This is a genomic window from Mesorhizobium sp. B2-3-10 (genome assembly GCF_006442275.1).
GTDB lineage: Bacteria > Pseudomonadota > Alphaproteobacteria > Rhizobiales > Rhizobiaceae > Mesorhizobium > Mesorhizobium australicum.
The window spans coordinates 359,465-383,970 of record NZ_VFVT01000003.1; the positions used below are offsets into that span (position 1 = coordinate 359,465).

Below are 24,506 nucleotides of genomic sequence, written 5' to 3' on the forward strand. Positions count from 1 at the left end.
GCCGCTCAACGAATTAATCGGCGCGCGCGCAAGCTGCGCTCCCTTCAGGAGACGAAGATGAACTATTCCAGTGAAGTCGAACGGGACTACGATGTCAGGGGTTGGTACGCCTCGGTCCAGGAAAGCCGGCATGATGGCGGCCAGCCTGGCGAGACCCTCGTCAAAGTCGCGACTGGCGTGGTCATACGCAATCCGTTCGCCGGAAAGTTCGTCGCCGAACTGTCCGACCTGACCAATCCCAGTTCAGCCATCGGTCATGCGCTCGGCGAGCGGGCGGTGGCGCTGCTCGGCAACAGGCCGGTCGAAAGCTATGGCAAGGGCGGCATCGCGGGCACATCCGGCGAGCAGGAACATGTCGTCGCCTGCATCACCACGGTGTTCGGAGATCCGCTGCGTCAGCAAGTGGGCGGCGGCAAGGCCTGGATCTCGTCGGTCAGCAAGGTCGCCGCGGCCGGCACATCCATCGATATCCCGCTTGCCCACAAGGACGAGCTCTACATCCGTTCCCACTATGATGCCGTCACGTTTTCGGTGCCGGATGGCCCGCGCCCCGATGAGCTTTTGATCTGCGTGGCCGTCGCATCGGGTCCGCGCGTTCATCAGCGCGTCGGGGGCAAATCCGTCGCCGACCTCAAGGCCGGTGTCTAGTTCGATCGAAATTGGCGAAGGACGAATTCCATGCCCCTGAACATCAAGGACCTCAAGATTACGTCGGCGGATTTCAAGCCGCTCGGGAAGTTGCGCGACGAGCATGCCGGCGACAAAGGCAATGTGTTGCCCAGGCTTACGGTCAGCGGCGTCCCCGCGGGCACGAAGGAACTCGCGGTCATCTGCCATGATCCCGACGCGCCCTTGCCCAACGGCTTCACGCATTGGGTCGTCTACGGCATCGATCCGTCGACCACCGATCTTTCGGATGCGCAGGAGAAGTTTCGCGTCGGCCCAAACGGCGCCGGCGGCAAGCAGTATTACGGGCCCCAGCCGCCCGCAGGCCATGGAGAACATCACTATTACTTCTGGGTCTATGCCCTGGACACCAAGGTCGAAGGGACGCCTACCAGGGAGGAGTTCCTGCAGAAATATGCCGGGAACATCATCGAGCAAAACCGGATCGTTGGCCTCTACGAAAACAAGTGAAATCCGCGACGCCGGCGACCGATAACTAAGAATAAAAATGGTCGCCAGCGCCGCGCAATGGGAGAATTTGGAAATGAAAGACAACAGCCCAGCACACCAGACCGTCTTCGAAGAGCTGGTCACGGCGACGAAGATCCTTCTGAACGAAGGCATCATGGATACGTTCGGGCACATCAGTGCCCGTGACCCCCAGGATCCCCAAAGCTTCTTCCTGGCCCAGAAGCTTGCTCCGAGCCTGATAACCGTCGACGACATCCAGCGTTTCAATCTCGACGGCGAGACGTCGGACAATCGCCCGTCCTATCTTGAGCGCTACATCCACAGCGAGATCTACAAGGCGCGGCCCGACGTCCAGTGTGTGCTCCACACTCATTCTCCGGCTGTCCTGCCGTACTGCTTCGTCGATACGCCGCTTCGGCCGGTCACCCACATGGGAGCTTTCATCGGCGAGAAAGTCCCGGTCTACGAGATTCGCGACAAGAATGGCGACGAGACGGATCTCTTCGGCGGCAGCCCCCGGATCTGCGCTGATATCGCCGAAAGTCTCGGCAACCAGACAGTGGTGCTCATGGCGCGGCATGGCGTCGTCAATGTCGGCAACTCCGTGCGTGAGGTCGTCTTCCGGGCCTTCTATCTCGAGCAGGAAGCGGCAGCGCTCACGGCCGGCCTGCGGATCGGCAACATCAAATATCTGTCGCCGGGCGAGATAAAGACGGCAGGAAAACTCGTCGGCGCCCAGATCGATCGAGGATGGAATCACTGGTCGCAGCGTCTGAGAGAGGCCGGCCTGGCCTAGTGCCGGCCGCCTAGAGGAATACCTAGTCCTGGCCGGGACGGTCCAGGCTCGGTTTCAATAGTTCCCTGGCGCAGGAGCGCCGGACCAAGGCAATGAAACGCACCATGCCGCACGCGGAAAGTTACGACTACGTCATCGTTGGGGCCGGATCGGCCGGTTGCGTGCTCGCCAACCGGCTGAGCGCCGACCCCGGATGTTCGGTGCTGCTGCTCGAGGCCGGCGGCTGGGATCGCGACCCCATGATCCACATCCCGCTTGGCTGGGGCAAGATCCTGACCGAGCGTCGCCACGACTGGATGTATTTCTGCGAACCGGAAGACAATGTCGGCGGACGCAGGGTCGAGTGCGCCCGCGGCAAGGTGATTGGCGGGTCGTCGTCGACCAACGCCATGGCCTATGTGCGGGGAAATCGCGGCGATTACGATCGTTGGGCGGCCAGCGGGCTCCATGACTGGTCGTACGACAAGGTGCTGCCCTATTTCCGCAAGCAGGAGAGCTGGGAAGGAGGCGCGAACCACTTTCGCGGCGGCAATGGTCCTGTCAGCACCCAGTTCTGCCGTTACAAGGACCCGCTGATCGACGCGTTTGCGCAGGCCAGCGTGCAGGCGGGATATCCACAGACGGACGATTACAATGGTGAGCGGCAGGAAGGTTTCGGCCGGCTCCAGATGACGATCTCGAACGGTCGGCGCAGTTCGACCGCGTCCGCCTATCTGCGGCCGGCCCTGAAGCGACCCAATTTGACCGTCCTGACCGGAGCGACGGCGACGAAGATCACGCTGGAGGGCACGCGCGCCACCGGCGTGGTTGTGAACCATGGCGGCGGCCAACGGTCGGTCGTCGCCCGCAAGGAAGTCCTGCTCTCGGGCGGCGTCATCAACACGCCGCAACTTCTGATGCTGTCCGGCATAGGGGCGCCAGAGGAGCTCGCGACGCACGGTATCCAGACGCGGGTCAACCTGCCGGCGGTCGGCAAGAACCTGCAGGATCACGTATCGGTCATTCTCATGTACCGGCGCCGGGGGCCGGGCGGCCCTTTCCTTCGCAACATGCGTGCCGACCGGATTGGGTTCGATTTCGCCAAGACCTACTTCACGGGACGTGGTTTCTCGGGAGATGTGCCCGGCGGGGTCGTCGCGTTCCTGAAAAGCGGCCCGGAGCGTCCGTTGCCGGATGTGCAACTGCTGTTCACGGCCGCCCCGCTCGCCGCGTGGCCGTATTTCGAGCCGTTCAAGGCGCCATTTCCGGACGGGTTCGCCACACGGATCGTGGCGACGCAGCCTGAAAGCCGGGGCGCGGTGAAATTGGGCTCGGCCGATCCTTTCGCGGCGCCACTGATCCACCAGAATTTCCTCGCCTCGCCGAAGGACTGGCAGTCGCTTCGGGCCGGCTTCCGAGTGGCGAGGGACCTCGCGTCGCAGCCCTCCATGCAGCCCTTCATCGAGGCGGAGTTTTTCCCTGGCCCGAAATGCCAGAGCGACGACGAGATCGATGAGCATATCCGCAAGACGTCCATCACCGTGCATCACCCGGCGGGAACCTGCCGGATGGGCGCCGACGCGGCCTCGGTCGTCGACCCGCACTTGCGGCTTCGTGGCGTCGACGGCCTGAGGGTGGTGGACGCTTCCGTCATGCCCGACCTGGTCTGCGGAAACATCAACGCGGCGGTGATCATGATTGCCGAGAAAGCCGCCGATCTCATCGCGGCATCAAAAGCGGCAACGCAAAGCAGGGCAGCATAATGATCCAGCGTATCGCCATCATCGGTCTGGGTACGATGGGGCCTGGCATGGCCGCCCGGCTCGCCAGGGGCGGCCTGCAGGTCGTCGCCTACGACGTTGCCCCGGCTGCGATCGAGCGCGCGGGGTCCATGCTGGGCGTGGCCGAGAGCGTTCTCGACGCCCTGGGTATCGCGGCGCCACCGGCCGGCGCCGGAACGGTCCGCTTCACGGATGACATCGCAGACGCGGTATCGGGCGCCGACCTCGTCATCGAGAACGTTCCTGAAAACATTTCGATCAAGGCCGATGTCTATCGCACGATCGACAGCCTGATCGCATCGGACACGATCGTCGCGTCCGACACGTCGGGCATCCCGATCACCAAGCTGCAGGCGCACATCTCCCATCCCGAGCGGATGGTGGGCATGCACTGGTCGAACCCGCCGCACATCATCCCGATGATCGAGGTGATCGCAGGCGAAAAGACCGCGCCGCATATCGTGACGACGATTCGCGACCTGATCCGCTCGATCGGCCTCTTGCCGGTGGTGGTGAAGAAGGATGTTCCGGGCTTCGTCGAAAACCGCGTGCTCTATGCGTTGCTGCGCGAGGCGGTCGACCTTGTCGAGCGCGGTGTCATCGAGCCGGAAGATCTCGACACCTGCGTCTCGTGGGGCATCGGCTACAAGATCGCGGTCATCGGGCCGATGGCGCTGCTCGATATGGCGGGCCTCGATATCTACAAGTCCGTCTCGTCCTTCCTCAACGCCGATCTCTCCAATCGCGACGATGTCGCGCCGATGGTGCTGGAAAAGACGAACGCGTCGAAGCTCGGCATCAAATCGGGGGAGGGCATGTTCTCCTACACGCCCGAGCAGACAAAGGCGCTGCAAGGCGAACGGGCGCGCAAGCTCGTCGCGGTGCGTCGCATCCTGGAGGGCCGGGAGTAGCCATGACACATCGTGCTCACAAGGCCGGTCGGGTTGGGGCACCGCATGGAGGGCCAAGCCATGCGTGTTGAAATCATCCGGGCAGCCGGTGGCCGGCCGGCCCATATACGTCACGACGACCTGATCTCCGCCAAGGGCGTTTCGGTGGTCATGGCCAAGCAATTGGTTCTGCAGAACATCGATCTTTCGGTACCGAAGGGATCGTTTGTTTCTCTCATTGGTCCTTCCGGCTGCGGCAAGAGCACCTTGCTGAAGGTTCTGGCCGGACTTGTAAATCCGACAAGCGGCAGCGTTTCGATCGCCGGGCTTTCGCCGGTCGAGGCGGCGCGCAAACGCATGATCGGCCTCGTCTTCCAGGACGCCAACCTTTTGCCGTGGAAGAACGCCGTCGACAACGCTTCCATGCTGCTCGGTATCGCCGACAAGTCGCTTTCGCGCGCGCAACTACGGACGCGCGGACAGGAGATGCTTGAGCTGGTGGGCCTGGGCGACAGCGCCCACAAGCGACCGAACGAATTGTCGGGCGGCATGCGCCAGCGCGTCGCCATCGCGCGGGCGCTGGCGCTCGATCCGGCGGTGCTGCTGATGGATGAACCGTTCGGCGCGCTCGACGCCATTACCCGCGACCAGATGGGTCAGTCGCTGCTGGAGATCTGGCAGCGCACCGGCAAGACCATCGTTCTTGTCACCCACTCCATCGACGAGGCCATTCATTTGTCTCGCCATGTTCATGTGCTGGGGATCAAGCCCGGCCGGATCACCGAGAGCCTCGATATTGGCCTGCCCTATCCGCGCGATCTGTCGGTGACGGAAGATCCGGAGTTCGTCAGGCTGGTGGTTCAACTGCGCACGATGCTGCGCGCCAGCCACCAACCGGGAGGCGCGTCATGAGCGATCAACCCATCACCAATCCCCTCGACGCGCGGCTTGCGTCCGGCTGGGTGGCCGCGACCGGCAGCTGGCTGCCGGCGGTCATACTTTTGCTGGCGACGATCGTCGTATGGGAAGCCGTGGTGCGAATTTTCGCCATCTCCGCCTTCATCATTCCCGCCCCGTCCGAAATCGCGCAATCGCTGGTCGCGCAATGGGCTACGCTGATGCAGGCGACACTGGTGACGGCAGGCGAGATCCTGTTCGGGTTCCTTGTCTCCGTCGTTGTCGGCGTCGCCATTGCGCTGATCATCGTGCGCTTCGACTGGCTGGGCCGGGCGCTTTATCCGCTGGTGGTGCTGTTCCAGAACGTGCCGAAGGTGGCGCTGGCGCCGATCTTCATTCTCTGGTTCGGCTATGGGCTCGCGCCCAAGATCGGCCTGATCCTGGTTATCGCCTTCTTTCCGGTGACATTGTCGATGCTGGCCGGCATGCAGTCGGTCGACCGCTCGCTGCTGTCGCTGATGAATTCGGTCGGCGCCAGCCCGACGCAGATCCTGTTCAGGATCCGCGTTCCGCATTCGCTGCCGAACCTGATGGCGGGAACCAAGATCGCGGCCACGCTGAGCGTGATCGGCGCCATCGTCGGCGAATTCGCCGGTGCCTCGGACGGCTTAGGCTACGTCATCCAGTTCGCCTCGACCCAGCTCGACACCGCGCTGGTCTTCGCGGCGCTGCTGCTCGTCTCCGTGCTCGGCATCGCCTTCTACTACGCCGCCGAAATCCTCGAACGCATCGTGGTGCCATGGGCACCGAAATTCAGCCAGGCCTAGGCCTCTCGATCAACCACCGTCAATAAAAGGGAACAAAAATGCTGAGACGCTCACTTATCAAGGTAGCCACGCTTGCGGCCTTTGCCGGCGCGCTTGGCTTCTCGAACGCGACGCTGGCCGCTGACAAGATCACCGTCCAACTCGATTGGGTGGTGCGCGGCAACCACGCCATGTTCTTCGTCGGCAAGGAAAAAGGCTTCTTCGCCAAGAACGACATCGATGTCGCCGAAATCCGCAAGGGTTCGGGTTCGCCGGATGCCATGCGGCTGGTGGGCAACGGGAACGCGGATTTCGGTTTCGGCGATCTTCCCACGCTCGCCGTGGCCCGCTCGCAGAGCGTTCCGGTGGTGGCGGTGGCAGCCGTCAACCAGCACTCGCCGCTGGCAATCATGTCGCTCGCCAAGACGGTGAAGCTCACCAAGCCGGCCGATCTCAAGGGCCTGACCATCGGCATTCATCCAGCGGGCTCGACCTACATCTTTTTCAAGGGCTTCCTGGCGGCCAACGGCCTGACCGAAAAGGACATGACGCTGAACAGCGTCTCGCCGCCCTATGAAAGCTATCTGCTTCTCGGCCGGGTCCAGACGGTGGTCGGCTATGTCGACGCCGAGGTTCCCGAACTGGAAGCCAAGGCGGGCGGTCCCGGTTCGCTCAGCATCATGATGGGCGCCGACCATGGCTGGAAGGCTTATGGCTCCGGCCTGTTCACCTCGGAGACAATGATCAAGGACAAGCCGGACGTCGTCGCCCGTTTCGTCAAGGCCTACAGGGAAGCCTTCGACTATGTTGTCGCCCATCCGGAAGAAGCCGCCGAGATCACTGCCAAGGCTGCTCCAGGCTATGCCGACAAGAAGGATGTGCTGCTGGCGCAGATCAACGCCGACATCGCCTCCACCTTCACCAGCCCCGACACCAAGGATCACGGCCTCGGCTGGATGACGAAGACGCAGTGGGAGGAAACGCTGAAGACGCTCACCGACCAGGGCGTGCTTAAAGCCGCGCTGTCGGCCGACGACGTCTTCACCGACAAGTTCCTGGCGAAGGAATAGGGCACGATGGCCCGGACAAACCGATCAATGAGCGCCTACCGGCATGCCAGGCTGTCCTGCTCCATGCCGCAGGACACCTCGCGCTCGCCTTTGGCGGCGTCGGTTCGGTCGAGCGCGATCTGCCCGCGCGTGGCATATGCGCGACCCGCGAGGCCACACCACAGGCGCTCGACCGGCAGGTTTTCGCGCTTGTCGTTGAGGATGGTGAAGGTGCCGGTCTTGGGATCGAACCAGAGTTCGACGCGAGCGCTCTTGCCCGGCTCTATCGTGGCGATCCCTTCTGAATACCAGTGGGCGAAGTCGGCGTTGCAGGACACACCTTCCTTGCCGGCATTCGAAATCGTCAACGGCACCATATCGAGCCCGTCGGTGCCCTTGCGGACGATCACATGGTGCAACTCAACGGCGTTAGCAAGCGATGTGAACGCCAACATCACGGGGAGGACATAACGGATTTTCACTTTGCCTGAGCTCCATGGGTAGCTTTCTCAGGCAGTCTATCTCGCTTGTGCGCAATAACAATAAAATAATGATTGGAAATCAAACAGAGAGGGTAACATGTTAAAGATCCTGAAGGGCAGCGTAAGTGCATTAATACTGTCGGGTATCTTGATGGGCGGCGCGCTTGCCGGTGAAGTCAAGTCGATCGCCATCCTCACGCCTGAAGAAGGCACGGACTATGGCTGGAACCAGCAAGGTATCGACGCCGCCAAGGCAGCAGGCAAGGCAGCCGGCGTCGAGGTGGTCGTGGCCCAGGGCCTCGGCTATGGCGATGTCCGTCCGACGCTGCGCGAGCTCGCGTCCGACGGCGCCAGCCTGCTGATCGCGCATGCCAGCGGCTACAACACCTCGGCACCCGAGATCGCCAAGGAACTGAAGGTTCCGGTAGCGATCGTCGATACGCCGAACGGGCTGGAGAAAGGCCTCGTCGCCGACTACACGCTGAGCGGCCACCAGGGCGCCTATCTGGCCGGCCGTCTCGCCGCCAAGATGTCGCGCTCGAAGTCGGTCGGCATCGTCGTCTCCGGTGAACCGCCATCGTGGAACTCGCAATCGGCGGCGTTCGCGCAAGGGGTGAAGGCGGAGAACCCGGACGTCAAGATCACCTATGCGGTGATCGGGCCGGCCGCCTACAGTGACGCTGCCGGCGGCAAGCGCGTCACCGAAAGCGTTATCGCCTCGGGCGCCGACATCATTTTCGGCCAGGGCAACGGCTCCAGCTTCGGCATGCTGCAGGCAGTCGAGACGACAAAGGCCGCCGATGGCGGCAAGGTCTATTTCATCGACGTCATCGGCGACAAGTCGCCAATCGACAAGGGCTTCCTGCTGTCGTCGGTGGTGTGGAACATCGAACCGGTCTACGCGGCGATGATCGCCGACCTGAAGGCCGACACGTTTGGTACCAAGCATTATTCGATCGGCCTCAAGGACGATTCCGTGCAGTTGCTGAAGACCGCCGCCATCCCCGACAACGTCTGGAGCGAAATCCAGGCGCTGCGCGAGGACGTCATTTCCGGCAAGATCAAGGTCGAGCCAGTCTATGACGCGGCCGCCGTCAGGGCACTGATGACAAGCGTCGCCCAGTAAGGCGATCAGAAGTCGGCTGCCGGAGGGGCGATCGGTTCGCCCCTCCGGATATTTCCCGTTTTCCAGTGCTGGGCTTTCATGAGCAGTCTTTCTTCATCGCCCGTCGATAGCCGCGACATCGTCGCGCTCGAAGGCGTGACCAAACGCTTTCCCGGCATCGTCGCCAACGACAGCGTCGACCTGTCGATCCATCCTGGCGAGGTGCATGTACTGCTCGGCGAGAACGGCGCGGGAAAATCCACCTTGATCGGCATGCTGTCGGGCCTGCAGCAGCCGGACGAGGGGCGCATACTTGTCGACGGCAAGCCGACGCCGATCACGTCGCCGCGCCATGCGCTGGCGCTTGGCATCGGAACGGTGTTCCAACACATGATGCTGGTGCCCACCCTGACGGTCGCCGAGAACCTGCTTCTTGGCGGGCCCTGGTGGCAGCGTCCCAGGACCGAAGAGCTTGCGGCCCGCGTGGCCGAGATCACCAGCAGCCTCGGCATCACGGTAAAACTGCATGCCAAGGTTTCGGAACTTTCGCTCGGTGAGCAGCAGCAAGTCGAAATCCTGCGCGCCATGGTGCGCAACAGCCGGCTGCTGATCCTCGACGAATCCACCTCGATGCTGACGCCGAAGGGCATTGAGGAACTTGGCGCGCTGATGCGCCGCCTCGTCGAACAGGGATTGGCGATCGTCTTCATCACCCACAAGCTCAAGGAGGCGGCCGCCTTCGGCGACCGCATCTCGGTTCTCAAGCTCGGCCGCAAGGTGGGCGAGATCCCGCCCGAGCGGTTTCGCGCACTCGGCGAGCAGGAGATTATTTCCGAGATCGTGGAGTTGATGTTCGGCAAGCAGGAGGACGATCCCGAAGCGGTCGAACGTCCGGCCCGCGCGGTCGATGCCAATGCCGCGCCTCTGCTTCAGGTCGCGGATCTGACGGTCGCGCCGACCGACAATGCACCCGGCCTGTCGTCGATCTCCTTCGACATCCGCCCGGGCGAGATACTCGGCATCGCTGGTATCGATGGCAACGGCCAGAAACAGCTGGCGGAGGCCTTGGCCGGTCAACGGGCGGCGACCAGCGGCTCGGTTCGGCTGGAGGGCACCGCCATCGAGGCGCTGAGCGTCGGCGAACGCCGCTACCGCGGTCTTCGCTACCTGACCGACGACCGGCTGGGCGAGGGCACCGTCGGCACGTTCCCGGTCTCCATCAACTTCTTCCTCAAGCAAGTCGGGGCGGCGCCCTTCTGGCGCGGCGGCGTCGAGCAGCGCGCCGAGATCGACAGGCGTGCCGCCGAGCTGGTGCGCGAATACGATGTGCGTACGCCAAGCTTGAAGACGCCCGTTGCCCGGCTCTCCGGCGGCAACATCCAGAAGGTGCTGCTGGCGCGGGAATTGGCCGAAGGCGCCAAGGTGGTGATCTTCAACAAGCCGACCTACGGGCTCGATCTCGCCAACACGCTGGCCTCGCGCCAGCGCATCCGCGACACGGCGGCACGCGGCCTCGCCGTACTCTTGATCTCCACCGACCTCGAGGAACTGCTCAGCATGTGCGACCGCATCGCCGTCATCGCCAACGGCGTGCTGGTCGGCACCGTGGCGAATGCCGACGACGCCCGGACCAGGGTCGGTCGCCTGATGATCGGACTTGCCGCATGAGCATCGACACCGCACCCACCGCCGGCGCCACCGCACTCGATGCCACGAGCGCCGCCGCCACGCGGCGAGACTTAGTGCACCGGCTGCTGATGACGCTTGGGCCGATCCTTGCCGCTCTCGTCATCGCCGGCTGCATCCTGCTTGCCGTCGGCGTCGACCCGCTCGCTTACTATGGCTACGTGCTGGAGAAGGGCCTCTTCTCGCCGCTCGGCATCCAGCAGACGCTGACGCGCATGGCTCCACTGCTGTTTCTCGCCGCCGGCCTGATCGTTGCCTTTCGCGCCGGCATGTGGAACCTCGGCGGCGACGGCCAGTTCCTGCTCGGCGCCGTCACGGCGGCGGCCAGCGCTCCCGTGCTGGTGCAGGTCATGCCAGCCTGGCTGGCGTTGTTCTGCGCGTTCCTGATCGCAATGGTGGTGGCCATGATCTGGTCGCTGGTGCCGGCGCTGCTGCGCGCCTATCAGGGTGTCAACGAGATCATCACCACGCTGATGATGACGTTCCTCGGCACGTCGCTCGCCAACGTGCTGGTCAAGCTGGTGTTTCGCGATCCCGGCACGACCGTGCCGCAGACCCGCACGCTGCCGGTGGAAGACCGGCTGCCGCGCCTGTTCGAAACCACCATCACCAGTGGCCTGCTGCTCGGCCTGGCGGTAATCATCATCGTGCATCTGGTGATGACGCGTACGGCATTCGGGCTGAAACTGAGGATCGTCGGCGCCAATCCGCGCGCCGCGGTTCATGCGGGGCTGGGCGTGCCCGGCCTGACGATTGCCGTCTTTGCCATTTCCGCCGGGCTCGCCGGCCTTGCCGGCGCTGTCGACATCATCGGCGTGCAAGGCAATGTTCGCGCCGACTGGAATCCAGCCTATGGGCTGGCGGTCATTCCGGCCGTGTTTCTCGCCCGCATGAACGGCTTTGCCGCGATCGGCTTCGTGTTCCTGCTCTCCGTATTGTCAATCGGCGGCGAGAGCGCGGCGCGGCGGCTTGGCGTGCCCAATCACTTCACGCTGGTGCTGGTCTCCATCGTGCTGATCGTGCTCGCCTTGGCCGAATATGTCGACCACCGTTATCATCAGTCGAGAAAGGCGTAGGGCATGACCGGGCTCTTCAGCGAAGTCTTTCTCAGCGCATTGCTGTTTGGCGCCGTCACCGCCGCCATTCCGCTGCTGCTTGCCGGGCTCGGCGAGCAGATGTCGGAAAAGGCCGGCGTGCTCAACATCGGCATCGAGGGCATGATGCTGGCCGGCGCTTATCTCGGCTTCGTCGGCGCGTTCTATTCGGGATCGCTGTGGCTAGGCTTTCTCACCGGCGCTGCGGGCGGCGTCGCGGTGGCGCTGATCATGGCGCTGCTTTGCGTGCGCATCGGGCTGAACCAGATCGTCATCGGCATCGCGCTGACGCTTGGTCTCGAAGGCCTGACGGCGCTGCTCCATCATTTCCAGTTTTCGCGCAGCTATCCCCGCCTGCCGGCGGCGGACGCAACCGTCATTCCGCTGCTGTCGGACATTCCGGTGATCGGCCCGGCCTTCTTCAGGCATCACTTGATCGTCTATCTGGCGGTCGCCCTGGTGTTCGCCATGAGCCACCTCTACCGCCGCACGCAGCTCGGCCTCAACCTGCAGGCAGCGGGCGACAAGCCGGCCGCGCTCGATGTCGCCGGCATCGACGTCATCAGGACCCGTACCATCGCGGTGCTGACGACCGGCGCGCTGGCAGGGCTTGGCGGTGCCTATCTCGCTAATGTCGGAGCGGGCCTGTTCATTCCGTTCATCACCAATGGCGCCGGCTTTCTCGGCATCGTGCTGGCCATGCTGGCGCGGGGACGGCCGATCTGGGTGCTGTTTGGGGCTCTTTTGTTCGGCGTGTGCCTGTCGCTGACGACGGCCATGCAGGTGGCGGGCATCAACATACCGACCGATGTCATCCAGATGCTGCCGTTCCTGGCGGTGATGATCATGCTGGTGCTGTTCGGGCGGCGGGCCAGCCTGCCGGCGGCACTGGGCATTCCATACGAGCGCGGGGCGCGCTGAGAAAACCAGACGCGCGGATGGAACCCGCGCCGGAAAAGGAGGCAACAATGTCGGATACCAAGGTCTACCTGCTCGACGGCGGCTCACTTGTCCTCGACGGCTATCATGTGTTCTGGAACCGTGGCCCAGGCGGCGAAGTGCGCTTCCCCGTCTATTCGATCCTGATCGAGCATGCCGAGGGCCGCTTCCTCATCGATACCGGCTATGACTACGACCACGTCATGAAGGTGCTGCCCTTCGAGAAGCCGATCCAGGAAAAGCACCAGACCATTCCCGGCGCGCTGGCGCTGCTCGGGCTGGAGCCGAAGGACATCGACGTCGTCGTCAACTCGCACTTCCATTTCGACCATTGCGGCGGCAACAAGTATTTTCCGCATGCCAAGAAGATCTGCCACCGTTCGGAGGTGCCGCAGGCGTGCAATCCGCAGCCTTTCGAACATCTCGGTTATTCGGACCTGAGCTTCTCGGCCGAGGCCGCCGAAGCGCGCGGCGCGACCGCCCAGCTGCTGGAAGGCACGACGCGCGCCAACTCGACTTTCGAGGGGATAGACGGTGACGTCGAGCTTGCCAAAGGGGTCAGGCTGATCTCCACCCCCGGCCACTCGATCGGCCATTACAGCCTTCTGGTCGAGTTTCCCAAGCGCAAGCCGATCATGTTCACGATCGACGCCGCCTACACGCAGAAGAGCCTGGAAACGCTTTGCCAGGCGGCCTTCCATATCGACCCGGTCGCGGGCGTCAATTCAATGCGCAGGGTGAAGAAACTTGCCGAGGATCACGGCGCCGAGCTGATGTACTCGCACGACATGGACAACTTCAAGACCTACAAAACCGGCACACAGTTCTACGGCTGATCGCCGCCAATCCGGAGACCAAGACCATGCGCTATCCAGATCACGCGGATCCGGTCCTCACGCTGACGGCGGGGCCAGTCAATGCCTATGCCGAGGTGCTGCGGGGCCTCGGCCGCACCGTGCTCTACGACTATGACCCGGCCTTCCAGCTCTTCTACGAGAAGGTCGTCGACAAGGCTCAAAAAGCGATGCGGCTTTCCAACAAGCCAGTCATCCTGCACGGAGAGCCGGTGCTGGGTCTCGAGGCGGCGGCGGCGTCGCTGATCACATCGGACGACGTCGTGCTCAACCTTGCCTCGGGCGTCTACGGCAAGGGGTTCGGCTATTGGGCGAAGCGCTATTCACCGCATCTCCTCGAAATCGAAGTGCCCTACAATGAGGCGATCGACCCGCAGGCGGTTGCCGCCATGCTGAAGGCGCATCCGGAAATCACTGTCGTCTCCGTCTGCCATCACGACACGCCGTCGGGCACCATCAACCCGATCGATGCCATCGGCGCGCTGGTGTCGGCGCATGGCGGCTACCTGATCGTCGATGCCGTCTCGTCTTTCGGTGGCATGAAGACGCATCCGGAGGACTGCAAGGCTGACATCTATGTGACCGGCCCGGGCAAATGTCTTGGCGCGCCGCCAGCGCTTACGATCATGGGGGTCAGCGACCGCGCCTGGGCCAAGATGAAGGCCAACAAGGCGGCGCCCCGGGCCTCGATGCTGAGCATCGTCGACTGGGAGAACGCCTGGTCTCGCGACAAGCCATTCCCCTTCACGCCCTCGGTGGCCGAAGTGAACGGCCTGGATGTGGCGCTCGATCTCTATCTCAACGAGGGACCGGAAGCGGTTTGGGCGCGCCATGCACTGACGGCCAAGGCCATGCGGGCCGGCGTCGTCGCCATGGGCCTGTCGATCTGGGCCGCCAGCGATGCAATCGCCTCGCCGAGCACCACGGCCGTTCGCACACCCGACGGTGTCGACGAGAAAGCACTTCGCCAGGCAGCACGCGCCCGCTACGGCGTGGTGTTTTCGTCGGGTCGCGGCGAAACTTTGGGGAAGCTTACACGCATCGGCCATATGGGCCCGACGGCACAGCCGATCTATGCGATCGCGGCGCTGACGGCGCTTGGCGGCGCCATGAACGCGGCTGGCCAGAAGCTTGCGGTCGGCAAGGGCATCGACGCGGCGCTGGCGGTGATCGACGCCGACGCCTGAACAGACATCAACAGACTGCGCATCGAGGGAGAAATTTCATGACTGAACGGCTCGCGGGAAAGACGGCGCTGGTGACGGGGGCGGCACAGGGCATCGGCAAGGCGATCGCGGCGCGGCTGGCGGCCGACGGCGCGACCGTCATCGTCAGCGACATCAATGCCGAGGGCGCCAACGCCGCGGCCGCCGAAATCGGCGGCAAGGCGAAGGCGATTGCAGCCGATATTGCCGATCCGGCCTCGGTCAAGGCGCTGTTTGACGAAATACAGGCGCTCGCTGGCGGCGTCGATATCCTGGTCAACAATGCCAGCATCGTGCCGTTCGTCGCCTGGGACGATGTCGACCTCGACCATTGGCGCAAGATCATCGACGTCAACCTGACGGGGACCTTCATCGTCACCCGCGCGGCGACCGACCAGATGCGGGCGGCGGGCAAGGCCGGACGGGTGATCAGCATCGCCTCCAACACCTTCTTCGCCGGCACGCCGAACATGGCGGCCTATGTCGCGGCCAAGGGCGGCGTCATTGGCTTCACCCGGGCGCTGGCCACCGAGCTTGGCAAGTATAACATCACGGCCAATGCGGTGACGCCCGGCCTGATCGAGAGCGATGGCGTCAAGGCGAGCCCGCACAACGAGGCGTTCGGCTTCGTCGAGATGCTGCAGGCGATGAAGGGCAAGGGCCAGCCCGAACATATCGCCGATGTCGTGTCGTTCCTGGCCAGCGAGGACGCCCGCTGGATCACCGGCCAGACGCTGAATGTCGACGCCGGGATGATCAGGCACTAAGGGCAATCGTCAAGTCCGGCGCCCTGCCGGCCCGATCGCCGGCCATCGAAACGTCTGGCTTTTCGCTGGCCTCCAGCCTCCCGGCTAGGTCAGCGTGTTCGCAAAGCCTGGCGTCTACCGGCGGCATTATCGGGGTGCACCTCGATAACGCCGCCGGGACTTATTAGCGGCTCGCGGTTGCGAGCGATGCATCCGGCCGCTATGCCGGGCCGGGATTTCTTGACGAGAAGGCAGAGCTGATGAAAGTCGTTTCCACGTCCAAGTCGCATGGCGGCGTGCAAGGTGTTTATTCACACGCTTCCGAAGCCTGCGCCTGCGACATGACCTTTGCCGTCTTCGTGCCGCCGCAGGCCAAGGGGCCACTGCCGGTGCTCTGGTATCTGTCGGGCCTCACCTGCACTCATGCCAATGTCATGGACAAGGGCGAATACCGGCGTCTGGCGGCCGAGCTCGGCCTGATCGTGGTCTGCCCCGACACAAGCCCACGCGGCGAGGGTGTGGCCGACGAAAAGGATAATTGGCAGTTCGGCTCGGGCGCCGGCTTCTATCTCGACGCGACGCAGCAGCCCTTCGCCAGGAACTACCGGATGCACTCCTATATCGTCGACGAGCTGCCGGCCCTGATCGCCAGCCAGTTCCCCGCCGATATGGAGCGCCAGTCGATTTTTGGCCACTCCATGGGCGGGCATGGCGCGCTGACCATCGCGCTGAAGAACTCCGAGCACTTCAGAAGTTGCTCGGCGTTCGCACCGATCGTTCAGCCGATGACGGCAGACTGGTCGCGGCCGGCTCTGGAAAAATATCTCGGCAAGGACGAGAAATCCTGGCGCGCCTACGATACAACAGCGCTGATCGAAGACGGGCACCGCTTCGGCGAATTCCTGGTCGATCAGGGCACCGCCGATGGCTTCCTCAAGGACGGCCTGCGGCCATGGCTTCTCGAAGACGCCTGCAAGAAGTCCGGCATCGCGCTCACCTTGCGCATGCAGGAAGGCTACGATCACTCCTATCATTTCATCTCGACCTTCATGGACGACCATTTGAAGTGGCACGCCGCGCGCCTGGCCAAGTAGGAGCACGCCAGGGGGCACTCACTCCGTGAGGATCGGGTTCGGGTCCGGCAAGGCAATCCCATAGGCGGTGTCGGCCGCGCCTTCGGCTATGTCGCTGGCGCAGGATCCGCAGGGCAAGAGCCTGAGCACGCTGATGCTGACGCGGCGGCGCGGAAATCGGCCGCGAACTCGATCGTTACGCGCTCAAACGGGTATGGCTGCGTGTATAGCAAAACCGAGCCAAGGTTCTCGGGCGCCGGAGCCCATTAGTATCTGAAATTATTCTAGAAATTGGTAGCGGGAGAGGGACTTGAACCCCCGACCCCAGGATTATGATTCCCGTGCTCTAACCAACTGAGCTACCCCGCCAGGGCGGCGACAGGCCCGAAATCCGCCTTAAATCGAAAGGCATTTCGAGGCGTTCGCCAAGGTCGCGCGGATATAAGGTTGGGAGGGCGAGCCTGTCAAGCTTCGATGCATTCGATATCAGGGCTATTCTCGATGGGGAAAAAGCTTTGCCGCACGAACAGCTGGTTGGTGCCGCCGGGGTTGAGTTCGACGGGGCACGTCGCTATGTCTCGGCCACGAGTTTTTAGAGTTTGAAACAGATGAAGCCGCGCATTGCAGTCCTCGGTTGCGGATACTGGGGCTCCAACCACATCCGCACCCTCAAGGCGCTCGGCGCATTGCACGCGGTTTCCGACACCAATCGGGCTCGCGCCGAAGGTTTCGCCAGCGAACAGGACTGCCTGGCGATCGAGCCGGACCAACTGTTCGTCCGCGATGACATCGACGCCATCATCATGGCCTTGCCGCCGCAGTTCCATGCCGATCTTGCCGTGCGCGCCGTCGAGAACGGCAAGGACGTGCTGGTGGAAAAGCCGATCGCGCTGACGGTGGCCGATGCCGAGCGCTCGGTGCAGGCGGCCAAGGACAATAGCCGCGTGTTCATGGTCGGCCATGTCCTGCGTTTCCATCCCGCCTTCGAGACGTTGAAAGGGCTGATCGACAAGGGCGAGCTCGGCGAGGTCCGCTACATCCATTCGCACCGGCTGGGGCTCGGCAAGTTCCATACCGAGAACGATGCGCTATGGGACCTGGCGCCGCACGATCTGTCGATGATCTTGGCCATCACCGGCACCGAGCCGATCGAGGTGCGCGGCGAGGGAGCGGCACTCCTCGACAATCTCAGCGATTTCGCGCATCTGCACATGCGCTTTCCCAACGGACTGCGCAGCCATCTTTTCACATCGCGGCTCAACCCTTATCGCGAGCGGCGGCTGACCGTGGTCGGAACCAAGGCGATGGCGGTGTTCGACGATGTCGAGCCATGGGAGCGCAAGCTTGCGGTCTACCGCCACGCCGTGTGGCAGGACAGCGGCCAGTGGGCATTCACCACCAATGAGCCGTCCTATGTCGCGGTTGCCCAGGGCATGCCGCTGACGCGCGAACTGGAGCACTTCATCCACTGCATCGAAACGCGCGCCGAACCACGCACCAGCGGCGAGGAAGCGATCAGGGTGCTGCGCATCCTGACGGCCGGCACCGTCACCCACACCAAATCCACGGCCTGAAGGAAGGCTACGTCGTACTGGTACGTCGCACTCCTGGTACGATGGCCAGGGGAGAGCTACTCGGCGGGAACTTGCGCCGGCTTCGCGGCCAGCCGGCTCAGCATCGCTTCGGCTTCGGCGCCGCGCTCGGAGCGCACGATGAAGCCGCCGCCGAAGACACGGGCCTCGTTGCCGTCGTCGGAATAGAGCACGCAGGCCTGTCCAGGCGCGATGCCGGATTCACCGTCGGCCAGTTCGACCGAGGCCACACCTGCCTCGTGACGCAGCACGGCCGGCCGTGGCGGCCTGGTCGAGCGCACCTTGGCGAACAGCTCGATGCCGCCGGCGGGCACATCGGCGAGGCCTCCGTCTCCCAGCCAGTTCATGTTGCGCAGATAGATCTTGTGCGTCTCCAACGCCTCGCGCGGGCCGACCACGACACGGGCGCGCTCGGCGTCGAGATGGACGACATAGAGCGGCTCGCCGGACGCGATGCCGATGCCACGGCGCTGGCCGATCGTGTAGCGCAGAATGCCCTCGTGGCGACCGAGCACACGGCCGTCGATATGAACGATGTCGCCTGGGTTGGCGGCAGTCGGCTTCAGCTTGGCGATGATGTCGGAATATTTGCCTTGCGGCACGAAGCAGATGTCCTGGCTGTCCTGCTTGGCGGCCACCGTCAGCCCCATCTCCTCGGCGATGGCGCGAACCTGGGGCTTCGACAGGCCGCCGAGCGGAAAGCGCAGGTAGTCGATCTGCGCCTGCGTGGTGGCGAACAGGAAGTAGCTCTGGTCGCGGTCGGCATCGACCGGCCGGTAAAGCGCCCGGTGAGCGCCATTGGCGCCGGAGCGGATGTAGTGGCCGGTGGCCAGCGCGTCGGCGCCGAGATCCTTGGCCGTGGCCAGGAGATCGGCGAACTTGACCGTCTGGTTGCAGGAAACGCAAGGAATGGGGGTTTCGCCGGCGACGTAGCTCTCGGCGAACGGATCGATAACCGCCTTGCGGAACCGCTCCTCGTAATCGAGCACATAATGGGGAATACCCAGCGTCTCGGAAACGCGACGGGCATCGTCGATGTCCTGGCCGGCGCAGCATGAGCCGGCCCGATGCGTTGCCGCACCATGATCATAGAGCTGCAAGGTGACGCCGACGACATCGTAGCCCTCGCGCTTCAACAAGCCGGCGACCACTGATGAATCGACGCCGCCCGACATGGCGACGACGACGCGGGTCTCTTCGGGACGTGTGGGAAGGTCGAGACTGTTCATGGTGCTTTCATTTCGCGGCAGCTCAATGCCAATGTCGAGAATATAGGTCAAGCTTTCATGCGGCGCCAGCTTGCAGGAAGACCCCGGGGTGGCGGACGCTGCGAACGGGCACATTTCTCCCGGCTCAAACGGCGCTTCCGGCCGTATATTTCAAATGCCCGCTAAAAGACTAACGCGGCGTTCACGATCCTTACCTAGTCATTAGGGTCTGCTTAGGCAATTTTTAAAGCTGTGGCGGTAACGTGGCGGGGATTGGGTCTTTGAGTTTTTTGTAGAGAGTACGATGACCGATCTGGTTAGACCTAGAGTCAAATATGTTATCGGGCCTGACGGCAGCCCTCTCACGATTGCCGATCTGCCGCCGACGAACACGCGTCGCTGGGTTATCCGGCGCAAGGCGGAGGTTGTTGCAGCAGTGCGCGGCGGGCTTTTGAGCCTTGAAGAGGCATGCCAGCGCTACAAGCTGACCACGGAGGAATTCCTGTCCTGGCAAGCGTCGATCGACGAATATGGCCTTGCCGGGCTGCGCACCACGCGTATCCAGCAGTACCGGCACTAGGCCGGTCTCACCACAAGCAAAGGGCGCGGCATGCCGCGCCCTTTGCTTTCAGTGTCGCCGCTCAGACCGTCAGCGCTACCTTGCCGATCGGCTTGGTTGCGAGAAAGGCGTGGACGGCTCCCGCCTGGTCGAGCGGAAAAGTCCTGGCCACATGGACGGCAGGCTTTTGCGCGTCGATCAAGCCGGCGAGCCCTCGCGGTCCGGCACCACCGACATGCGCTCGACCCTGATATCGCGCGAACTGGCGTCGGCGCGCGCGGCGTCGTTGACGTTGAGCAGTGACGCCAGCACGCCGCCGGCCTGCGGCGTGGGATCGGGCAATTCAGCGGTGACAAGAACGTCGGGTCCGCCAACTGAATTTTGGGGTAATGGCACCCATTAAATCTCTCCTGCTTGGAGAGTAACGGTCTATTGGCCAGCAAATGGCTCGGTCTGGTGGTCTGCGCGCTGCGCAAAGGCCGGCTGCACAATGGCGCGCTTGCCACGCGTCGAATATGAACTGACCGAACTCGCCCACGACCTGGCCTGATATTAGGGATGCCCGGGCGAGGGCCAGCGCCAAAAAGGAGGATTGGGCGGCGTAGGTCTTGCGTGCCAGCAGCGCTTCCGCGGCGGCTTGCTGTTGCCGGTTCGAGCTGTCGCCTGACAGGGCGCGCGCTTGTGCGCCAAATAGCGCCGATGTCGGCCGACTCAGCCGATCATGGCGCTGCGGCCGCCAGTTTCGGTCTCGCGAACCTTGGTATCGCGCGATTCCAGCATCTCAGCCTTGGAAAGCTCCGCTTCAGCTTCGCCGAGTAATGATTCGGCGGCGCTTCGCTGCTGGGCGAGGTCGCCTTGTGAGTTCCTGAGATTGTCGCGGCGCAGGCGCGCCGCCTTGGCGAAGGTCGGATAGGCGAAATGATTGATATCTGTGATGCCGGCTTTCTTTTCCTCGGCGGTGATCTGAAGCTCCAATTCGACGGCCATGCGCTCGAACTCGGCGATCATCATGTCGAGCTGCAGCAGCTGGCGCCGCTTCTCATTCACCTGAAATTGCTTCAGCCGAACGAGGTTTTCACGTGACTTCATGATTCGGTACTCCCGGAAACGCACACCCGCACATATCGTCCAAACCACCTGGAAAGGTCCAAGCGCTGCCCGTATCCACCGGCTTTCCCCGCACTATGGGAAACAAAACCCTAAAGTTTTTTGCCGACGGTAACCATTCGTTTACGGGCATTGTTAATCATACGGGTCAGGGCTTAAGGCCGGGTAAAAATTCCGGCCGCCGAAGCGAAGCCGCGTCGATGAGTCCCTGGAGTCACTTAGTCCGGGTTATTAATGTGCTGCATTAGGAATTTTGGTCTGTGATTCGTTATTAGATTCAAGAGGGTGTAGAAAGGGGTTAAAAAATCTGATACCGTATTGGACGGGAAATTAGGTTTTGTTAACCATTCGATGGCAGCCTCTGCACAAGGCAACCACTGCTCCGGGACAGGACGGGTCGTGAAATGGTCCGGCGGCAGAAAAGGGGAATGAAATGCGTGTTCTGCTGATAGAAGATGACAGTGCAACCGCACAAAGCATCGAGCTGATGCTGAAATCGGAAAGTTTCAACGTCTATACGACAGACCTCGGCGAAGAGGGTGTCGATCTGGGCAAGCTCTACGACTACGACATCATCCTTCTCGATCTCAACCTGCCGGACATGTCCGGCTACGAGGTCTTGAGAACGCTTCGCCTCTCCAAGGTAAAGACGCCCATCCTCATCCTCTCCGGCATGGCCGGCATCGAGGACAAGGTACGCGGCCTCGGCTTCGGCGCCGACGACTACATGACCAAGCCGTTCCACAAGGACGAGCTGGTGGCGCGCATCCACGCCATCGTGCGCCGCTCGAAGGGACACGCCCAGTCGGTCATCACCACCGGTGACCTGGTGGTCAACCTCGACGCCAAGACCGTCGAAGTCGGCGGCCAGCGCGTGCACCTCACCGGCAAGGAATACCAGATGCTGGAGCTGCTCTCGCTGCGCAAGGGCACCACGCTCACCAAGGAAATGTTCCTCAACCACCTCTATGGCGGCATGGACGAGCCGGAATTGAAGATCATCGACGTCTTCATCTGCAAGCTGCGCAAGAAGCTCGACGCCGCGTCCGGGGGCCAGAACTACATTGAGACTGTCTGGGGCCGCGGCTATGTGCTGCGCGAACCGGAAGATATCCGCGTCAGCGCCTGAGCGCAGTCGGCAACGCACTTCTAAAAAACCCGGCTTGGCCGGGTTTTTTTGCATTGTGGAGCAATTATTTGTTTTTGTGCGACACGACAGACCACCGCGCGGTTTGCCTGGAACAGCTTCCGTTCAGGCAGCGATTTTCAAGGCGCGAAAACGTTCGAGCAGTTGCGGGCGATTGAAGGGCTTCAACAGATAGCCCTGGGCGCCGGCGCGCTTGGCTCGCATGATCGACGCGATATCGAGTTCGACCAGCGAGATCAGGATCTGCGGCCGGATCGGGCTTTCCATGGCGCGCACGCGCCGGATGAGGTCGACCGCCTGCATATCCGGCAAGGCGCCGTCGATGACGATGATGTCGGGCATGTCGGCGGCGCACATCTCCAGTGCGTCAAGCCCGCTGGCCGCCTCGATGACCATCATGTCGGAACCGCCCAGGATGCGTTTTGCAACCTTCCTGATGACGCTTGAATCGTCGACGAACATGCAGCGTTTCATTTCCGCGTCCTCTTTGCCCTTGGGCGATCCGGTCGTGCGGGGCATCTACGGCGCAGCCTAGACCGATCTGGTAAAGAAGCCGAAAAGCCGTTAGGTAAAATTTTTGCAAAGAAACCGTTCGGCGGGTTTTTCCTTGCGGATGCTTCGGTGTCGACGAGCGGGCAAAGATCATCGCGCCGCGATTGTGGCGTCAATGAAATATTTCAGACTGAAATACTTCGTTTGGTCGCGCTGCCGGCGCCGACTTTCAGGCCACTGAGAGGACGATTTCTTCAGGCGTCGCGTGAATCGAAATCGTCATGTTGGCCTCGCGGGCCAACAGCAGCGTGTAATAAGGTTGCACCGAATGCGCGTCGATCGGCTCTTCCGGCTTGTGGCCGGAGTGCAGTTCGAGGAATTTCGGCGGGACACGCAGCATCGGCCCGCTTGCCGAAAGCGAAAAACGCGGCTCGGTTTCGAGATTCTCGAGCGTCACGACCAGCTTGCCGCCGCGCGGAATGGCGGCGTTGGCGACCAGCAGCAGGTTGAGCAGCAGCTTGACCTTGTTCTTGGGCAGCAGCGCACGGGTTCCATTCCAGACCAATTCCGGCTTTTCGTTCTTGAGGAAGGCGATGGCGACGGCCTCGGCATCTCCGGTGTCGATCATCATGCCCGCCGAGCCGGCCGCGCCAAAGGCGATGCGGGCGAACTGCAAACGCGCCGAAGCGTTTTTTGCACTCTGACGGATGAGCCGCATGGCGTCTTCGTCGGCGCCGCCCTCGTCGAGCAGTTCAAGCCCGTTGTTGATCGCGCCGACCGGCGAGATGATGTCGTGGCAGACGCGGCTGCATAAAAGTGCCGCCAGGTCGGGAGCGGTAAGGGTGAACAGATCGGCCATCGGCGAAATCCCTGCAAAATCTTCCATTTGACGGCCGAGCGATCGATCTTCGCGCCTGCCCACACGAATCACGCTTCAACCCAAGGCTTTCTGAATACACAGCGCCCGTGCGTGCAGCAACAAATCCAAAATTGCCGTCATGGCATATGGCGCGTTCACGCAGGCTCCGTGTCCCCTCGAGCGGCCAAGAGCCTTCGAACCGCCATCTTCATGTGGGAGTTTAATGGTTGAAAAAGGATTACGGCATAGTTTGCCCCTAACAGTCATCCTTAACGGCCGCCTAAAGAGCTGTACGGATGCGAGGCGTCGGCGAAAGTGCTTCATGACGGAGATTGGAAGCATGTTTTCCCGAATCTATGACCGGAGTTTTCTCCGTGTCCTCTCAATGGCGATCGCGCTCATGGGCGTTCTCGTCTTCTCGACATCGCCCCTGCGGGCGCAGGAGTACACCGCTCAGGAGATTGTCGATTCCGGCCACAAGTTCTTCGGCGCGACGTCGGGCGGGTTGGCCACCGTCGTGGAGAAGATTTTCGCCTCCTACGGTCTGCCCAATGGCTACCTGCTTGGGGAGGAGGGATCCGGTGCGCTGATCGGCGGCCTGACCTATGGCGAAGGCACGCTCTACACCAAGAATGCCGGCGATCACAAAGTGTTCTGGCAAGGCCCGTCGCTGGGCTGGGATTTCGGCGGCGAGGGGTCACGCGTGATGATGCTGGTCTACAATCTCGACGATGTCGGCAACCTCTACAATCGCTATGGCGGCGTCGCCGGTTCGGCCTATGTGGTGGCGGGTGTCGGCTTCAACGTGCTGAAGAACAACAATGTGCTGCTGGTGCCGATCCGTACCGGCGTCGGCGCCCGGCTCGGCGTCAATCTGGGCTACCTGAAACTGACCGAGCGGGCGACCTGGAATCCGTTCTGATCCGGCCGATATGAGCGAATCACGGACGGTTCGACCGGATTCCTCAACCGACGACCCGAATGGGCCGCGGCAAGCCCTTGCCGCGGTGCCGGATTTCCGCC

26 protein-coding genes and 1 tRNA gene are annotated in these 24,506 nt (G+C 62.7%); 20 read left to right on the forward strand and 7 right to left on the reverse strand.

The genetic code is table 11. The features are described 5' to 3' along the window. The first annotated feature begins 57 nt into the window (after nucleotides 1–57). The 8 genes from FJ943_RS11375 to FJ943_RS11410 all read left to right on the forward strand — a co-directional run bounded on the left by FJ943_RS11375 (nucleotide 58) and on the right by FJ943_RS11410 (nucleotide 7,356). Nucleotides 58–648, forward strand: coding sequence for an amino acid synthesis family protein (locus FJ943_RS11375; RefSeq protein ID WP_041163678.1), 591 nt, complete (start codon nucleotides 58–60; stop codon nucleotides 646–648). A gap of 30 nt (nucleotides 649–678) precedes the next feature. Beyond that, a complete protein-coding gene (locus FJ943_RS11380; RefSeq protein ID WP_015315976.1) occupies nucleotides 679–1,137 on the forward strand; it encodes a YbhB/YbcL family Raf kinase inhibitor-like protein in 459 nt (152 codons plus the stop codon). A gap of 73 nt (nucleotides 1,138–1,210) precedes the next feature. After that, nucleotides 1,211–1,933: a class II aldolase/adducin family protein gene (locus FJ943_RS11385; protein ID WP_140665230.1), complete on the forward strand. Its 723-nt coding sequence runs from the start codon at nucleotides 1,211–1,213 to the stop codon at nucleotides 1,931–1,933. A 104-nt stretch (nucleotides 1,934–2,037) separates the two neighbouring features. Further along, nucleotides 2,038–3,675, forward strand: a complete 1,638-nt coding sequence (locus FJ943_RS11390) for a choline dehydrogenase (protein ID WP_140721938.1) — start codon at nucleotides 2,038–2,040, stop codon at nucleotides 3,673–3,675. Continuing rightward, nucleotides 3,675–4,604: a 5-formyl-3-hydroxy-2-methylpyridine 4-carboxylate 5-dehydrogenase gene (gene fhmpcd1, locus FJ943_RS11395; protein ID WP_140721551.1), complete on the forward strand. Its 930-nt coding sequence runs from the start codon at nucleotides 3,675–3,677 to the stop codon at nucleotides 4,602–4,604. Before FJ943_RS11390 ends, fhmpcd1 begins: the two co-directional genes overlap by 1 nt. A gap of 60 nt (nucleotides 4,605–4,664) precedes the next feature. Continuing rightward, on the forward strand, nucleotides 4,665–5,495 hold the full coding sequence (locus tag FJ943_RS11400; protein ID WP_140721554.1) for an ABC transporter ATP-binding protein: 831 nt from the start codon (nucleotides 4,665–4,667) through the stop codon (nucleotides 5,493–5,495). Beyond that, a complete protein-coding gene (locus FJ943_RS11405) occupies nucleotides 5,492–6,307 on the forward strand; it encodes an ABC transporter permease (protein ID WP_140713533.1) in 816 nt (271 codons plus the stop codon). Before FJ943_RS11400 ends, FJ943_RS11405 begins: the two co-directional genes overlap by 4 nt. Before the next feature lie 38 nt (nucleotides 6,308–6,345). Beyond that, nucleotides 6,346–7,356 carry an ABC transporter substrate-binding protein gene (locus FJ943_RS11410; RefSeq protein ID WP_140721556.1) on the forward strand — a complete coding sequence of 337 codons (1,011 nt, stop codon included), beginning with the start codon at nucleotides 6,346–6,348 and terminating at the stop codon, nucleotides 7,354–7,356. 35 nt (nucleotides 7,357–7,391) lie between these two features. Here FJ943_RS11410 and FJ943_RS11415 read toward each other — a convergent pair whose 3' ends face one another. Next, nucleotides 7,392–7,817 carry a hypothetical protein gene (locus FJ943_RS11415; protein ID WP_140721559.1) on the reverse strand — a complete coding sequence of 142 codons (426 nt, stop codon included), beginning with the start codon at nucleotides 7,815–7,817 and terminating at the stop codon, nucleotides 7,392–7,394. A gap of 97 nt (nucleotides 7,818–7,914) precedes the next feature. Between FJ943_RS11415 and FJ943_RS11420 the strand changes: the two genes are divergently transcribed. The 8 genes from FJ943_RS11420 (at nucleotide 7,915) to fghA (ending at nucleotide 16,540) form a co-directional block, all read left to right on the forward strand. Next, nucleotides 7,915–8,943, forward strand: a complete 1,029-nt coding sequence (locus tag FJ943_RS11420) for a BMP family protein (RefSeq protein WP_140721561.1) — start codon at nucleotides 7,915–7,917, stop codon at nucleotides 8,941–8,943. A 78-nt stretch (nucleotides 8,944–9,021) separates the two neighbouring features. Continuing rightward, a complete protein-coding gene (locus FJ943_RS11425) occupies nucleotides 9,022–10,590 on the forward strand; it encodes an ABC transporter ATP-binding protein (RefSeq protein ID WP_140721564.1) in 1,569 nt (522 codons plus the stop codon). After that, nucleotides 10,587–11,684 (forward strand): ABC transporter permease, encoded by a 1,098-nt coding sequence (locus FJ943_RS11430; RefSeq protein ID WP_140721567.1) that lies wholly within the window; start codon nucleotides 10,587–10,589, stop codon nucleotides 11,682–11,684. Before FJ943_RS11425 ends, FJ943_RS11430 begins: the two co-directional genes overlap by 4 nt. A 3-nt stretch (nucleotides 11,685–11,687) precedes the next feature. Next, the gene (locus FJ943_RS11435) at nucleotides 11,688–12,623 is read left to right on the forward strand and encodes an ABC transporter permease (RefSeq protein ID WP_140617631.1); all 936 of its coding nucleotides are present in this window, start codon (nucleotides 11,688–11,690) and stop codon (nucleotides 12,621–12,623) included. 47 nt (nucleotides 12,624–12,670) lie between these two features. After that, entirely contained in the window at nucleotides 12,671–13,477 is an 807-nt protein-coding gene (locus FJ943_RS11440; protein WP_023770377.1) for a 4-pyridoxolactonase, read from the forward strand. A gap of 26 nt (nucleotides 13,478–13,503) precedes the next feature. Then, a complete protein-coding gene (locus tag FJ943_RS11445; protein WP_140721570.1) occupies nucleotides 13,504–14,682 on the forward strand; it encodes an alanine--glyoxylate aminotransferase family protein in 1,179 nt (392 codons plus the stop codon). A 38-nt stretch (nucleotides 14,683–14,720) separates the two neighbouring features. Next, on the forward strand, nucleotides 14,721–15,467 hold the full coding sequence (locus FJ943_RS11450) for an SDR family NAD(P)-dependent oxidoreductase (RefSeq protein ID WP_140721573.1): 747 nt from the start codon (nucleotides 14,721–14,723) through the stop codon (nucleotides 15,465–15,467). A gap of 239 nt (nucleotides 15,468–15,706) precedes the next feature. Continuing rightward, complete coding sequence (gene fghA, locus FJ943_RS11455) at nucleotides 15,707–16,540, forward strand: S-formylglutathione hydrolase (RefSeq protein WP_140721575.1); 834 nt, start codon at nucleotides 15,707–15,709, stop codon at nucleotides 16,538–16,540. A gap of 271 nt (nucleotides 16,541–16,811) precedes the next feature. Here the strand turns inward: fghA and FJ943_RS11460 are convergent. Continuing rightward, nucleotides 16,812–16,888 (reverse strand) — tRNA-Met (locus tag FJ943_RS11460). Between the two features lie 239 nt (nucleotides 16,889–17,127). On the opposite strand from FJ943_RS11460, the gene FJ943_RS11465 reads away from it, so the two are divergent. After that, nucleotides 17,128–18,093 carry a Gfo/Idh/MocA family oxidoreductase gene (locus tag FJ943_RS11465; RefSeq protein WP_015315992.1) on the forward strand — a complete coding sequence of 322 codons (966 nt, stop codon included), beginning with the start codon at nucleotides 17,128–17,130 and terminating at the stop codon, nucleotides 18,091–18,093. A gap of 56 nt (nucleotides 18,094–18,149) precedes the next feature. Here FJ943_RS11465 and mnmA read toward each other — a convergent pair whose 3' ends face one another. Beyond that, nucleotides 18,150–19,340: a tRNA 2-thiouridine(34) synthase MnmA gene (gene mnmA / locus FJ943_RS11470; RefSeq protein ID WP_041163680.1), complete on the reverse strand. Its 1,191-nt coding sequence runs from the start codon at nucleotides 19,338–19,340 to the stop codon at nucleotides 18,150–18,152. 283 nt (nucleotides 19,341–19,623) lie between these two features. Between mnmA and FJ943_RS11475 the strand changes: the two genes are divergently transcribed. Beyond that, nucleotides 19,624–19,899: a DUF1153 domain-containing protein gene (locus FJ943_RS11475; protein WP_006203587.1), complete on the forward strand. Its 276-nt coding sequence runs from the start codon at nucleotides 19,624–19,626 to the stop codon at nucleotides 19,897–19,899. A 177-nt stretch (nucleotides 19,900–20,076) separates the two neighbouring features. On the opposite strand, the gene FJ943_RS29925 is transcribed toward FJ943_RS11475, so the two are convergent. Further along, nucleotides 20,077–20,274 (reverse strand): hypothetical protein, encoded by a 198-nt coding sequence (locus FJ943_RS29925; protein WP_246671857.1) that lies wholly within the window; start codon nucleotides 20,272–20,274, stop codon nucleotides 20,077–20,079. Nucleotides 20,275–20,589: 315 nt separating this feature from the next. After that, a complete protein-coding gene (locus FJ943_RS11490) occupies nucleotides 20,590–20,967 on the reverse strand; it encodes a flagellar export protein FliJ (protein WP_140617636.1) in 378 nt (125 codons plus the stop codon). Between the two features lie 451 nt (nucleotides 20,968–21,418). On the opposite strand from FJ943_RS11490, the gene ctrA reads away from it, so the two are divergent. Further along, on the forward strand, nucleotides 21,419–22,114 hold the full coding sequence (gene ctrA, locus FJ943_RS11495) for a cell cycle two-component system response regulator CtrA (RefSeq protein ID WP_006203583.1): 696 nt from the start codon (nucleotides 21,419–21,421) through the stop codon (nucleotides 22,112–22,114). A gap of 123 nt (nucleotides 22,115–22,237) precedes the next feature. Here ctrA and FJ943_RS11500 read toward each other — a convergent pair whose 3' ends face one another. Together FJ943_RS11500 and FJ943_RS11505 are read right to left on the reverse strand one after the other, a co-directional pair. Continuing rightward, nucleotides 22,238–22,606 carry a response regulator gene (locus FJ943_RS11500; RefSeq protein WP_015315995.1) on the reverse strand — a complete coding sequence of 123 codons (369 nt, stop codon included), beginning with the start codon at nucleotides 22,604–22,606 and terminating at the stop codon, nucleotides 22,238–22,240. A 247-nt stretch (nucleotides 22,607–22,853) separates the two neighbouring features. After that, a complete protein-coding gene (locus FJ943_RS11505; protein ID WP_015315996.1) occupies nucleotides 22,854–23,483 on the reverse strand; it encodes a histidine phosphotransferase family protein in 630 nt (209 codons plus the stop codon). Nucleotides 23,484–23,868: 385 nt separating this feature from the next. Here FJ943_RS11505 and FJ943_RS11510 point away from each other — a divergent pair, with 385 nt between their 5' ends. Further along, a complete protein-coding gene (locus FJ943_RS11510; RefSeq protein ID WP_224530344.1) occupies nucleotides 23,869–24,405 on the forward strand; it encodes an EipA family protein in 537 nt (178 codons plus the stop codon). Nucleotides 24,406–24,506: the final 101 nt, after the last annotated feature.

What these genes read in the sequence shown, in the direction of transcription:
- fhmpcd1 (WP_140721551.1), top strand. Translation starts at nt 3,675, where the DNA reads ATGATCCAGCGTATCGCCATCATCGGTCTGGGTACGATGGGGCCTGGC.
- FJ943_RS11380 (WP_015315976.1), top strand. Translation starts at nt 679, where the DNA reads ATGCCCCTGAACATCAAGGACCTCAAGATTACGTCGGCGGATTTCAAG.
- FJ943_RS11465 (WP_015315992.1), top strand. Translation starts at nt 17,128, where the DNA reads ATGAAGCCGCGCATTGCAGTCCTCGGTTGCGGATACTGGGGCTCCAAC.
- FJ943_RS11420 (WP_140721561.1), top strand. Translation starts at nt 7,915, where the DNA reads ATGTTAAAGATCCTGAAGGGCAGCGTAAGTGCATTAATACTGTCGGGT.
- FJ943_RS11400 (WP_140721554.1), top strand. Translation starts at nt 4,665, where the DNA reads ATGCGTGTTGAAATCATCCGGGCAGCCGGTGGCCGGCCGGCCCATATA.
- FJ943_RS11445 (WP_140721570.1), top strand. Translation starts at nt 13,504, where the DNA reads ATGCGCTATCCAGATCACGCGGATCCGGTCCTCACGCTGACGGCGGGG.
- fghA (WP_140721575.1), top strand. Translation starts at nt 15,707, where the DNA reads ATGAAAGTCGTTTCCACGTCCAAGTCGCATGGCGGCGTGCAAGGTGTT.
- FJ943_RS11500 (WP_015315995.1), bottom strand. Translation starts at nt 22,606, where the DNA reads ATGAAACGCTGCATGTTCGTCGACGATTCAAGCGTCATCAGGAAGGTT.
- FJ943_RS11435 (WP_140617631.1), top strand. Translation starts at nt 11,688, where the DNA reads ATGACCGGGCTCTTCAGCGAAGTCTTTCTCAGCGCATTGCTGTTTGGC.
- FJ943_RS11510 (WP_224530344.1), top strand. Translation starts at nt 23,869, where the DNA reads ATGGCGATCGCGCTCATGGGCGTTCTCGTCTTCTCGACATCGCCCCTG.
- FJ943_RS11425 (WP_140721564.1), top strand. Translation starts at nt 9,022, where the DNA reads ATGAGCAGTCTTTCTTCATCGCCCGTCGATAGCCGCGACATCGTCGCG.
- FJ943_RS11475 (WP_006203587.1), top strand. Translation starts at nt 19,624, where the DNA reads ATGACCGATCTGGTTAGACCTAGAGTCAAATATGTTATCGGGCCTGAC.
- FJ943_RS11385 (WP_140665230.1), top strand. Translation starts at nt 1,211, where the DNA reads ATGAAAGACAACAGCCCAGCACACCAGACCGTCTTCGAAGAGCTGGTC.
- FJ943_RS11490 (WP_140617636.1), bottom strand. Translation starts at nt 20,967, where the DNA reads ATGAAGTCACGTGAAAACCTCGTTCGGCTGAAGCAATTTCAGGTGAAT.
- FJ943_RS11410 (WP_140721556.1), top strand. Translation starts at nt 6,346, where the DNA reads ATGCTGAGACGCTCACTTATCAAGGTAGCCACGCTTGCGGCCTTTGCC.
- mnmA (WP_041163680.1), bottom strand. Translation starts at nt 19,340, where the DNA reads ATGAACAGTCTCGACCTTCCCACACGTCCCGAAGAGACCCGCGTCGTC.
- FJ943_RS11450 (WP_140721573.1), top strand. Translation starts at nt 14,721, where the DNA reads ATGACTGAACGGCTCGCGGGAAAGACGGCGCTGGTGACGGGGGCGGCA.
- FJ943_RS11390 (WP_140721938.1), top strand. Translation starts at nt 2,038, where the DNA reads ATGCCGCACGCGGAAAGTTACGACTACGTCATCGTTGGGGCCGGATCG.
- FJ943_RS11375 (WP_041163678.1), top strand. Translation starts at nt 58, where the DNA reads ATGAACTATTCCAGTGAAGTCGAACGGGACTACGATGTCAGGGGTTGG.
- FJ943_RS11430 (WP_140721567.1), top strand. Translation starts at nt 10,587, where the DNA reads ATGAGCATCGACACCGCACCCACCGCCGGCGCCACCGCACTCGATGCC.
- FJ943_RS11405 (WP_140713533.1), top strand. Translation starts at nt 5,492, where the DNA reads ATGAGCGATCAACCCATCACCAATCCCCTCGACGCGCGGCTTGCGTCC.
- ctrA (WP_006203583.1), top strand. Translation starts at nt 21,419, where the DNA reads ATGCGTGTTCTGCTGATAGAAGATGACAGTGCAACCGCACAAAGCATC.
- FJ943_RS11505 (WP_015315996.1), bottom strand. Translation starts at nt 23,483, where the DNA reads ATGGCCGATCTGTTCACCCTTACCGCTCCCGACCTGGCGGCACTTTTA.
- FJ943_RS11440 (WP_023770377.1), top strand. Translation starts at nt 12,671, where the DNA reads ATGTCGGATACCAAGGTCTACCTGCTCGACGGCGGCTCACTTGTCCTC.